The organism is Mesorhizobium sp. B4-1-3, from assembly GCF_006439355.1.
In the GTDB taxonomy this organism is placed as follows: domain Bacteria; phylum Pseudomonadota; class Alphaproteobacteria; order Rhizobiales; family Rhizobiaceae; genus Mesorhizobium.
Window position 1 is genome coordinate 158,111 of sequence record NZ_VFTG01000011.1, and the last position, 11,153, is coordinate 169,263.

Below are 11,153 nucleotides of genomic sequence, written 5' to 3' on the forward strand. Positions count from 1 at the left end.
ATGAGCGAGGCCACCCTTCACCAGAAACGCGCCGCAGCCTCGCTCAGACTGGAACGGGCGCTGATAGCGCTGGGCATCGTGGCGCTCATAGCCGCGCCCTTCGTCATCTACCCGATCTTCGTCATGAAGATGCTGTGCTTCGCGCTGTTTGCCTGCGCCTTCAACCTTCTGCTCGGCTATACCGGTCTGCTGTCCTTCGGCCACGCCGCCTTCTTCGGCGGCGCGGCCTATTTCTGCGCCTATGCGGTGAAAGCCTGGGGCTGGCCGCCGGAGGCCGGCATCCTGCTCGGCACCGCCGGAGCTGCCGGCATGGGCCTCGTCATGGGTTTCCTCGCTATCCGTCGGCAGGGCATCTATTTCGCCATGATCACGCTCGCGCTGGCGCAGATGTTCTATTTCTTCTGCGTGCAAGCGCCCTTCACCGAAGGCGAGGACGGCATCCAGGGCGTGCCGCGTGGGCACCTCTTCGGCGTCGTCGATCTCAGCGTCACCATCAACATGTATTTCTTCGTGCTCGCCGTCTTCCTCATCGGCGTCTTCGCCGTCTGGCGTATCGTCAACTCGCCCTTCGGCATGATCCTGCGCTCGATAAGGGAGAACGAGAACCGCGCCATTTCGCTCGGCTATTCCGTCGGCCGCTACAAGCTCGCCGCCTTCGTCATGTCGGCGGCCCTGGCCGGCTTTGCAGGCGCTACCAAGGCGATCGTCTTCCAGTTCGCGACACTCACCGACGTCACCTGGCAGATGTCGGGCGAGGTGATCCTGATGACCCTGCTCGGCGGTATCGGCACCATGGTCGGCCCTGTGGTCGGCGCGGGTCTCGTCGTGGCGCTGGAAAACACACTGGCCACCTCAGGCTTCCCGGTGACCATCGCCACCGGCCTGATCTTCATGATCTGCGTGCTGATCTTCCGCCGCGGCATTGTTGGCGAGATTTATGCGCGCTGGCTGGCGCGGGCAGGCAAAGGAACGGGCTGAGTTAAGCGAGGCGCTATGCCGCGCGCTTTGGTTCGATCGCGAACGGGCTCAGGCCGAGCCAGGTCTGCATCTTCTTTCCGATCGCCTGGTCGCCGGTCAACGCGACCTTCGCGCCGGCCCTCTCGACCGTGAGCATCCCCATCCAGATCTCCGTCATCGTGCAGAGGTCGGTCGACACGTAAAGATCGACGTCGAAGCCCGGATCGTACCAGCAAAGGTCGACTTCGCCATGCTTCTCGACAATCAGCCACCATGACCGTTTTGAAACCGGCAGATCCTGGTACAGGAATTGTATCACTGTTCGTCCTTCAGGCAGCGGCGAGGGATTAAGGTTCCGCCGCATGTCCCACATCAGCAGTGATGGATCGAGGTTCTTCAATGATAGCCGGGACTCGACCCATTTCTGTCCCCAAAAGCCCATCGCCTCGACAACAGGACGCAGGTCGCGGCCCGCTTCAGTCAGCCGATAGTCGAAGATGCCCTTCTCGCCCGGGACCTGCTTGCGCTCCACGATTCCGGCCAGCTCGAGCTCCTTGAGCCGTTGCGAGAGAAGGGTCGGGGACATCTTTGGCACGCCCCGACGCAGGTCGTTGAAGCGGGTCGAGCCGGCAACCAGCTCGCGCATCAGCACCATCGTCCAGCGAGTGCACAGCACCTCGGCGGCCATCGATAGCGGGCAGAACTGCTTATATCCGTGCTGAGTCATATTCGGTGTCCTCTTCGAAACCGGCGGAACATTAGACCTTCATGAATGAAGCGGCGAGTACGGAAACTGTACCGGCCCGGTACAGATCCCGGACTGGTTGGCGCCAGCCCTGCCGTGCGACCCATGTGGCCGTCGCACGGGATATCCCTGTGCGCAGCAACAGGAGAATGACCATGACCGCTTATCTTATCGCGGACATCAAGGTGAAAGATCCGAAATGGATACCGGACTACGCCGCGACCGTGCACGACCTCGTTCACAAGTACGGCGGCAGATATCTGGCGCGCAGCGGCAATGTGAAGACGCTCGAAGGCAAGCCGCTCGACACCACGCTGATCGCCCTGATGGCGTTTCCGTCGGAAGCGGCGGCGCACGCTTTCACCAATGATCCGGCCTACGTCCCCTTCATGTTGGCCCGCCAGGGCGGCAGCGACAGCCGCTTCCAACTGATCGACAACACCGACCTGGCCGGAACGATTTCGTACCTGCCGAAGGGATGATCGGGCAGCTGCGGCACACCCAATCCGGGATCATCAAGCACAAACAGCCACGGCGCTTGCCTGTCGCGTCGCCTTATTGTCGGCGGCCGGCCAGCCGTGCTTTTCAGGAAGAACGGAATGAACATGACACCACAGTTTTGTAACAGGCTTCTCATGGCAGCGGCCGCGCTGACGGCCTGTACGACCTTCGCCCAGGCGCATCAGAACGCTGCTGCGTCCGTGTCCGGCGCCAGCCCGCTGGCCGACAAGGTGCGAGCGGCCAACAGCCGGTTTCTCGACGTCAAGGCCGCTACGGCCGAGGGCTATGCGCCCATTCCTTGCGCCAGCGGCATCTCCGGCGGTGCCATGGGCATCCACTATGTCAACGGCCAGTATCTGAAAGACGATAAGATCGATATCGCCCGTCCGGAAGCGGTCATGTATGAGCCGATGGCCGACGGCACGCTGAAGCTGGTGGCGGTCGAATACATCACCTCGAAGGGGCCCGCGTCGCTCGACGGCCAGCTGTTCAATTTCAACAGCGCGCCCAACCGCTACGGTCTGGGCGAGTTCTACGAACTGCATGTCTGGGCCTGGAAAGGCAACCCGACCGGCACATTCGCCGACATGAATCCGAAAGTTTCGTGCGAACACGCGGCGTCGCTGACCCAGTAGATTGGCGAAAGCCAAGACGACTGCCGATCTCTCCTCTTGTTGGGGAGATCGGCGGCTGCGACGCCTTACCCAACCGGCACCTCCAGCCCCACCTTGACCCGGTCCATCGCGACGAACGTGCGAAATCTTTTGACGTTGTTGTTCTCGAAGAACAGCCGCCTGGTCAGCGCCTCGTAGTCGGCCATCGTCGCCACGGTGACGACGAGGATGAAATCGGCCTCGCCGGTGACGTAGTAGCATTGCTGCACTTCCGAAACCGCCGCGAAGCCGCGCTTGGCGGCGTCGATCAGTTCGGCGCGCTCGCTCTCCACCTCGACCTCGACGAAAATGGTGATCGGGTGGCCGACTTTGGCCGGGTCGACCAGCGCGACATTGGCGCGGATGACGCCCGTTTCCTCCATACGCTTGATGCGCCGCTGCACTGCCGGCGCCGAGAGATTCACTGCTTCGCCGATCGTGCGTTGCGGCGTGGCATTGTCTTTCTGCAGGACGGCGAGGATGGCGCGGTCGAAGGCGTCGAGTTCGGGCGAAATTGACATGGCAGCGCTCCACACGAAACAAACTTGCATTTCAAGCATCGAAACAGAGCGCCTTTCTCGCTTGGCTTGCAATAATTTCAGCCGTAACACGGAGAGAACCTATGTTCCTGCTCAACCGCCATCCGGACCATCGCCAGCCCCTGACCGAGGAAGACGCCGCGACGTTGGGGCTCGCCGGGGCCGCGGAGGCCGAGCGCTTCCTTGCCGCGCGCGACAACCATGCCGAGACGCCGCTGCACGCCATGCCCGCACTGGCGGATGAACTCGGCATCGACGCGCTCCACATCAAGGACGAGGGCAAGCGCCTCGGCCTTGGCAGCTTCAAGGCGCTGGGCGGCGCCTATGCGGTGATGCATCTGGTGCTGGAGGAGGCCGGCAGGCGGCTCGGCCGCGCCGTCGCGGTCGAGGAACTGCACAAGCCTAAGGTGAAGGCGATCGCCGCGCAAATGACCTTCGCCTGCGCCACGGACGGCAATCATGGACGCTCGGTGGCGCAGGGCGCCGGCCTGATCGGCGCGCGCTCCGTCATCTTCGTCCATTCGGGCGTCAGCAACGAACGCGTGGCGGCCATCGCCCGCTTCGGCGCCGAGATGGTCCACGTCGCCGGCGATTACGACCAGTCGGTCAGGGAAGCCGCCCGCGTCGCCGCCGAGCGCGGCTGGACCGTCGTCTCCGACACGTCCTGGCCGGGCTATGAACGCATCCCGGGGCTGGTGATGCAGGGCTATACGGTGATCGTGCGCGAAGCGCTGAAGCGTTTGCCCGAGCCGCCCACCCACGTCTTCCTGCAGGCCGGCGTCGGCGGCTTCGCCGCGGCGGTCGCCGGCCATCTCACCATCATGCTTGGCGAGCATCGGCCGACGGTGACCGTGGTCGAGCCGGCGCGGGCGGCCTGTGTCTATGAGACGGCCAAGGCCGGCCGCCCGGTCACGATAGCGCACAGCAAGCCGACCGTCATGGCGATGCTCGAATGCTACGAGCCGTCGCTGGTCGCCTGGCGGGTTCTGTCGCGGCTCGGCGATGCCTTCATGACCGTGGATGAGGAAGATGCCGTCGCGGTGATGAACCGACTGGCGCGGCCTTCCGGCAATGATCCGGCGATCGTCTCCGGCGAGAGCGGCGGGGCAGGGCTCGCCGGGCTGATCCGCGCCGCCGGCGACAGGAAGACGCGGGCCGCGCTAGGCCTCGATGGGAACTCCCGCGTGCTGATCGTCAATTCCGAAGGCGCGACCGATGCCGGCCGCTATGCCGAGTTGGTCGGCATGGCGCCGGACGAGGTCGCCAACGCGAGGCAGCCGGCATGAGCAATCTGACGATCGATGCCGACCGGCTTCTACGCCGCGTCCAGGAACTCGGCGGAATCGGCCGCGACGCGCAGGGCAGGCTGGTCCGCGTCGCCGCCTCCGACATGGACAGGCTTGGCCGCGACCGCCTCGTTGGCTGGCTGGAAGAGGCGGGACTGGAGGTCGCCATCGACCGCATCGGCAACATCTTCGGCATCTGGAAGGATGGCGCGAACGAAAGCCAGGCGCCGATCATGCTCGGCTCGCATATCGACACGGTGATCGACGCCGGCATCTATGACGGCTGTTACGGCGTGCTCGCCGGCCTCGAAGCGATCGAGAGCCTGAAGGAGGCCGGCTTCGCGCCGGCCCGCCCGCTCGTCGTTGCCGCCTTCACCAATGAGGAGGGCGTGCGCTTCTCGCCCGACATGATGGGCTCGCTGGTCTTTGCCGGCGGCCGGGACCTCGAGGAAGCGCTGGCCTCGGTCGGCACAGATGGCACTGTGCTGGGCAAGGAGCTCGAGCGCATCGGTTATGCCGGCAACCACGAGCCCGGCTTCCTCAAGCCGCATGCCTATGTCGAATTGCATGTCGAGCAGGGGCCGGTGCTCGAGCGCGAGGGCATTGCCGTCGGCGCGGTCGAGAACCTTCAGGGCATCTCGTGGCAGCGCATCACCATCGACGGCGAGGCCAACCATGCCGGCACCACTCCCATGTCGATGCGCCGCGATGCCGGCGTCGCCGCCGCGCGGGTGATCGGCTTCCTCGCGGACCGTGCCGGCGCCTCGTCGACGCGCACGGTCGCGACTGTCGGCACCATCGCCTTCGAGCCGAACGCCATCAACGTCATTCCGTCGCGGGCGACCTTCACCATCGACCTTCGCGATCCCAACGAAACGCACCTTCGCGAACAGGAAGCAGCGCTCGCCGCCTTCCTGGAAAAACTTGCCGCAAGCGCCGGCGTCACCATCCATGCCGAAAGCCTGGCGCGCTTCGAGCCGGTGACCTTCGATGCCCGCATCGTCTCGCTGGTCGAGGACGGCGCCAGGGCCGCCGGACTTTCGTGCCGGCGCATAACGTCGGGCGCCGGCCACGACGCGCAGATGATCGCGCGCATCGCGCCGTCCGCGATGATCTTCGTGCCGAGCCGGGGCGGCATCAGCCACAACCCCGCCGAGTTCACCGCTCCCGGCGAGCTGGTCGCCGGCGCCAACATCCTGCTTGGCGTCGCCGCCCGGCTGGCGGCCGATTGATCGCGCGAGGAACGCAATGGGCATCGCCGGCATCCTGCAACCGAGGCGAAATATCCCCAAAAATAATCACGTCGGCAGTGGCGGGTCGTGCCGAAGCGAACATTCGGCGACATCCAATCGAAACAAACTTCAATCACTTAGCCAATTAAAGCGTCCAACATCACGCCTGTATCGCGCCCGCCGACAGAATTCAGTGCCTAGCAGGAAGATTAGCATGCTGCTTCTCAACCAACGTCCGGAACACAACCAGCCGTTGGTTGCCGCCGATGCCGAGTCGCTCGGTATGGCGGGAGGCGAGCGGGCCGAATGTTACCTGGAGGCGCGCCACAACCATGCCGAGACGCCGCTGCACGCCTTGCCGGCGCTGGCTGGCGAGCTCGGCATCGCGGCGCTTCATGTCAAGGATGAAGGCCAGCGTCTTGGCCTTGGCAGTTTCAAGGCGCTGGGCGGCGCCTATGCCGTCATGCGGCTGGTGTTGGAAGAGGCAGGCAAGTGGCTCGGGCGGGACGTCGATGTTTCGGAGATCGGCGAGCCGAGAGTGCGTGAGATCGCCTCCGGCATGATCTTCGTCTGCGCCACCGACGGCAACCATGGCCGCTCCGTGGCGCAGGGCGCCAGCCTCGTCGGCGCGCGGTCGGTGATCTTCGTCCATGCCGGTGTCAGTGCCGAGCGCGTTGCGGCTATCGCCGGCTTCGGCGCCGAGATCGTTGAGGTCGAGGGCGGCTATGACCATGCGGTGCGCGAGGTCGCCCGCGTGGGCGCCGAGCGCGGCTGGAAAATCGTCTCCAACACGTCCTGGCTGGGCTATGAGCGCGTTCCCGGACTGGTTATGCAGGGCTATACGGTGATCGTGCGCGAGACACTGCGGAGCATGCCCGAGCCGCCGACGCATGTCTTCCTGCAGGCTGGCGTCGGTGGCTTCGCGGCGGCGATCGCCGGCCATATGGCGGTCATGCTAGGGCCCAGGCGGCCGAAGGCGATCGTGGTCGAGCCGCAGCGCTCGGCTTGCGTCTACGCCTCGGCTGAGGCCGGACGTCCGGCAACGATCGCAAACCCAGAGCCGACCGTGATGACGATGCTCGAATGCGCCGAGCCGTCCCTCGTCGCCTGGCGCGTGCTGGCGCGCGTCGGCGATGCTTTCATGACGGTGGACGAAGAGGACGCGATCGCGGTGATGAAGCGGCTGGCGCGGCCCCTGGGCAACGATCCGGCGATCGTCTCCGGCGAAAGCGGCGGAGCAGGCCTCGCCGGGCTGGTCCGCGCCGCCGGCGACAGGGACATGCGCGCGGCGCTCGGCCTCGATGGGCATTCGCGCGTGCTCGTCATCAACTCGGAGGGCGCGACCGACCATGGCCGCTTTGCCGAGCTGGTCGGGATGGCGCCCGAAGAGGTGTTCCCGCAGACTACCTGAGAGCAGTTCCAGTGCGATGCTGGTTTTCCGTCCGGAATCGCGTCGAGAAAAGGTTTAAGAGGCGACGATGGCCAAGCTCGACCTTGAGGCACTGCGTGGCGAGATGACGGCGTGGCGGCGCGATCTCCACGCCCATCCCGAGTTCGGCTTCGAAGAAAAACGCACTGCGGCGTTCGTCGCGCAAAAGCTGCGCGACTTCGGGCTTGAGGTGGCCGAAGGCGTCGGCGGCACCGGCGTGGTCGGCACGCTGACCAGGGGCAGCGGCAATCGCGCCATCGCGCTGCGCGCCGATATGGATGCATTGCGCATCGCCGAGCAAGGCACGCATGCCTGGCGCTCGCAGACGCCCGGCACCATGCATGCGTGCGGCCATGACGGCCACACATCGATGCTGCTCGGCGCGGCCAAGCTGCTCGCCGGCGAAGGTGGCTTCGACGGCACAGTCCGCTTCATCTTCCAGCCGGCCGAGGAATGGGGCAGGGGCGCGCTGGCCATGCTGGACGATGGCCTGCTCGAGCGCTTTCCCTTCGAGGAGATCTTTGGGCTGCACAACATGCCGGGCCTTCCGATCGGCCATTTCGAGACCCGCGGCGGTCCGGTGATGTCGGCCGAGGACAATTTCGAGATCGTGTTGAAAGGCCTCGGCGGCCACGCGGCGCGGCCGCATGCCGGCCAGGAGACGCTGGTCGCCGCCTGCGCGCTGGTGGTCAACCTGCAGACCATCGTCTCACGGCGCCTGAGCCCCGCCGATATCGGCGTTGTCTCGGTGACCGAGCTCATCACCGACGGCACCCGCAACGCGCTGCCGGGGCTGGCACGCATCCTCGGCGATTGCCGTAGTTTCCGGCCCGAGGTGAGTGCCGCGATCGAAAAGGAGATGCGCCGCGTCGCCGAGGGCACGGCGCAGGCCTATAACGTCGCGGCTGAAGTGACTTACACCCGCGAGTTCGTGCCGTTGATCAACGACGCGGCGCTGGTGGATGAGGCGCTTGCGGCGGCCAAGACAGTGTTGGCGGACGGCGCCGTTCGCGTCGCGGCCGAGCCCCTGACCGCCTCGGAGGATTTTGCACGCTTCTTGACCCACGTGCCCGGTTGCTTCGTCTTCATGGGCAATGGCGCCACCGCGCCGCTACACAACCCGGCCTATGATTTCAACGACGAAGGCCTGCTGCACGGCGCGCGCTTCCATGCGGCGATTGTGCGGCGCAGGCTGGCGGTCGGCGGTTAGAAATCTCCTGCGCGGGGGAGATTAGCAGTTCCACCCGGTAACGCTTTCTTCTCTGCTTTCATGCAGTATTGCCGGGGCAGGACGGCAAGAACAAAGAATGGCGGACGACGATAAACGCAACGGCAAGTTCTGGGCGCTGGCGCTTGATCGCGCCCAGCTCGGTCTTTGGGACTGGAATCTGTCGAACGGCGATTGCTATTATTCGCCGACCTGGTCGAGGATGCTGGGTTACGAGGAGGGCGAGCTCGCCAACACGCCCGATCTCTGGCTGAAGCTAACCCACCCGGACGACCGCCAGCGCGCGCAGGAAAGCGGCGACCGGCATATTGCGGGCCTCGTGGATGCCATCGAGACGGAGCTTCGCCTGCGCCACAAAGACGGCCACTGGGTCTGGGTGCTCGATCGCGGCGGCATTGTCGAGCGCGACGCCGACGGCAAGCCGCTCAGGCTGATGGGCGTGCAGACCGACATCACCCGGCAGAAAGAGGCCGAAGCCGAGCTCGAGCAGGTCAATGTCCGCTTCCGTCTCGCAATCGCCGCCAGCGGCACGGGTATCTGGCATTTCGATATCGGCACCCAGAAAAGCTATTGGGATGCCCGCACGCGCGAGATATTCGGCGTCGTCACCGATCACGACGAGGTGGCCGCCGACTTCTGGCACACTTTCCTGCATCCGCAGGACAAGGAAGTCGCCGAGCGTGCCCATGATGTGCCGGTCGGCTCTGAGGGCGTCGCGGCCGTGCAATACCGCATCGTCCGCCGCGACGGCGAAATCCGTCACGTCGAGTCGCTTGTGCGCTTCATCGCCGCGGGTGCGGCCGGTCAGGTCCTTGGCACGGTTCGCGACATCACCGAAGAGAAGACGCGCGCCGAGGAGCTTGCCTTCGCCGCGCGTCACGACGCGCTGACCGGGCTGCTCAACCGTTCGGCCTTCGACCGGCTGCTTGCCGAGAACATCGCCATGGCCGAGCGGCTGCCGCTCGCCGTGTTCTATGTCGACCTCGATTACTTCAAGGCGCTCAACGACTATGCCGGCCATGCCGCCGGCGACGTGGCGCTGAAAAGCGTCGCAGCGGGCATCCTCGCCAGCCTGCCCGCATCGGCGCATGCGGCACGGCTCGGCGGCGACGAATTCGCGCTTTTGGTGCCGAACTGCGATGACGCCTGCGCCGAGCGCCTTGCCCGCGCCGTGCTTGCCGCCGTGCGTGACGCCGATCTCGGTCCGGCTGCCAGTTCGCGCAGGCTTGCCGCCAGCATCGGCATCGCCTTCATGCGCGATCGCAACATGAGTGTGGCCGATGCGCTCGCCTGCGCCGACGATGCCTGCTACGCCGCCAAGGCCGGCGGTCGCGATCGTTTCGCAGTGTTCTCGCCGGAGACAACGTCGGGCGCCGGCGGCCTCAATGCCGCGCGGCTGGCGGCCGACCTGGTCGATGCGATGGAGGACGGCCGGCTGAAGCTGTTCGGTCAGGAGATCCACCGACTCGGCCAGCCGTGGGAAGACAACCGCCATGTCGAAGTCCTGGCCAGACTCGAAGGCCACACCGGCAACATGATCCCGCCCGGCGATTTCGTACCGGTCGCCGAACGTTTCGGCCTCGCCGCTCGGCTCGACCGCTGGGTCATTCGCACAGCGCTGACCCGCCATGGCCAGGCGATGCGCGCCGGGGCCGTCTCGCTCGACTTCAATTTGTCGGCGCAGACGCTTTCCGATCCGCAGCTCTGGGATTTCGTCGACGAAGCCATTGCCGAGAGCGGTGCGTCGCCGTCGGCTATCGGCTTCGAGATCACCGAAACCGCCGCGGTCACCAATTTCGACGCAGCCGAAGAATTCGTACGCAAGGCGAGGCTTCGCCGTTGCCGCGTCAGCCTCGACGACTTCGGCGCCGGCATGAGCTCCTTCGAATATCTCAGGCGTTTCCCCATCGACGCCATCAAGATCGACGGCTCCTTCGTCGAGCACATCGCCGACAGCCGCTTCGACCGCGAGATCGTCTCGGCGATCACCGATATCGCCCGCTCGATGGGCGCCGCCGTCGTGGCCGAGAAGGTCGAGGAGAAGAACGCGCTGGAGATACTGCAGGGCATGGGCGTCGCCTATGGCCAGGGCTATTTTCTGCACCGGCCCGAGCCGTTGGAAGCGATTGTCGCACGGGCCATGGATGGCGCGCGGGAGATGCGGGCAGGCTGACGTGGCTGCCGGCGGCCAAGTAACTCGTAAGGAAGGCCCGGCTGTTCGAACGCGTTGGCAAGGAATTCGGCATCGATCAGGACGACTACGGTTCACTTTCGCCTTACGGCTTGGCCGCCAAGACCGTGCTCGACAGCCTGCTACAGAAATCGCCCTTCGCTCTAGTCGAGATCGAAAACAAGCTCGGACTGGATAAGCTCGGCGTCTCGCTCGATACGGTCGTCAACGCGATGATCGATCCCGGCGGCGACGACGGCGACAAACTGGACGCTGCATTGAGGAGGCGACTGGGTGAGGCCGGCAAGGACCACAGCGCCTTGGCGCGACTCGATGAGTTAGGCCGTTACGGCGCTTAGCCGATCAGCCACCTCAGCACGCCCGCCGAAGCCACCCCGATCACCACCGTCGGC

Annotated in this window: 11 protein-coding genes; 9 read left to right on the forward strand and 2 right to left on the reverse strand. The window is 65.4% G+C overall.

The features are described 5' to 3' along the window. A complete protein-coding gene (locus tag FJW06_RS16645) occupies nucleotides 1-978 on the forward strand; it encodes a branched-chain amino acid ABC transporter permease (RefSeq protein ID WP_140753319.1) in 978 nt (325 codons plus the stop codon). 13 nt (nucleotides 979-991) lie between these two features. Here FJW06_RS16645 and FJW06_RS16650 read toward each other — a convergent pair whose 3' ends face one another. Then, nucleotides 992-1,684, reverse strand: coding sequence for a helix-turn-helix domain-containing protein (locus tag FJW06_RS16650; RefSeq protein ID WP_140753320.1), 693 nt, complete (start codon nucleotides 1,682-1,684; stop codon nucleotides 992-994). Between the two features lie 173 nt (nucleotides 1,685-1,857). On the opposite strand from FJW06_RS16650, the gene FJW06_RS16655 reads away from it, so the two are divergent. Continuing rightward, complete coding sequence (locus FJW06_RS16655; protein WP_140753321.1) at nucleotides 1,858-2,184, forward strand: DUF1330 domain-containing protein; 327 nt, start codon at nucleotides 1,858-1,860, stop codon at nucleotides 2,182-2,184. 153 nt (nucleotides 2,185-2,337) lie between these two features. Further along, complete coding sequence (locus FJW06_RS16660; RefSeq protein ID WP_140753338.1) at nucleotides 2,338-2,838, forward strand: hypothetical protein; 501 nt, start codon at nucleotides 2,338-2,340, stop codon at nucleotides 2,836-2,838. A 65-nt stretch (nucleotides 2,839-2,903) separates the two neighbouring features. Here the strand turns inward: FJW06_RS16660 and FJW06_RS16665 are convergent, their stop codons facing one another. Continuing rightward, complete coding sequence (locus FJW06_RS16665) at nucleotides 2,904-3,377, reverse strand: Lrp/AsnC family transcriptional regulator (protein ID WP_140753322.1); 474 nt, start codon at nucleotides 3,375-3,377, stop codon at nucleotides 2,904-2,906. Nucleotides 3,378-3,478: 101 nt separating this feature from the next. On the opposite strand from FJW06_RS16665, the gene FJW06_RS16670 reads away from it, so the two are divergent. The 6 genes from FJW06_RS16670 (at nucleotide 3,479) to FJW06_RS16695 (ending at nucleotide 11,099) form a co-directional block, all read left to right on the forward strand. Then, on the forward strand, nucleotides 3,479-4,681 hold the full coding sequence (locus tag FJW06_RS16670; RefSeq protein ID WP_140753323.1) for a diaminopropionate ammonia-lyase: 1,203 nt from the start codon (nucleotides 3,479-3,481) through the stop codon (nucleotides 4,679-4,681). Beyond that, nucleotides 4,678-5,913 carry a Zn-dependent hydrolase gene (locus FJW06_RS16675; RefSeq protein ID WP_140753324.1) on the forward strand — a complete coding sequence of 412 codons (1,236 nt, stop codon included), beginning with the start codon at nucleotides 4,678-4,680 and terminating at the stop codon, nucleotides 5,911-5,913. The genes FJW06_RS16670 and FJW06_RS16675 overlap by 4 nt, the downstream gene beginning before the upstream one ends. A gap of 214 nt (nucleotides 5,914-6,127) precedes the next feature. Continuing rightward, on the forward strand, nucleotides 6,128-7,324 hold the full coding sequence (locus tag FJW06_RS16680) for a diaminopropionate ammonia-lyase (RefSeq protein WP_140753325.1): 1,197 nt from the start codon (nucleotides 6,128-6,130) through the stop codon (nucleotides 7,322-7,324). A gap of 67 nt (nucleotides 7,325-7,391) precedes the next feature. Further along, nucleotides 7,392-8,552, forward strand: a complete 1,161-nt coding sequence (locus tag FJW06_RS16685) for a M20 aminoacylase family protein (RefSeq protein WP_140753326.1) — start codon at nucleotides 7,392-7,394, stop codon at nucleotides 8,550-8,552. A gap of 97 nt (nucleotides 8,553-8,649) precedes the next feature. Beyond that, nucleotides 8,650-10,743, forward strand: coding sequence for an EAL domain-containing protein (locus FJW06_RS16690; RefSeq protein WP_140753327.1), 2,094 nt, complete (start codon nucleotides 8,650-8,652; stop codon nucleotides 10,741-10,743). Nucleotides 10,744-10,853: 110 nt separating this feature from the next. Then, nucleotides 10,854-11,099, forward strand: a complete 246-nt coding sequence (locus FJW06_RS16695; RefSeq protein WP_140753328.1) for a hypothetical protein — start codon at nucleotides 10,854-10,856, stop codon at nucleotides 11,097-11,099. The last annotated feature ends 54 nt before the right edge of the window (nucleotides 11,100-11,153 follow it).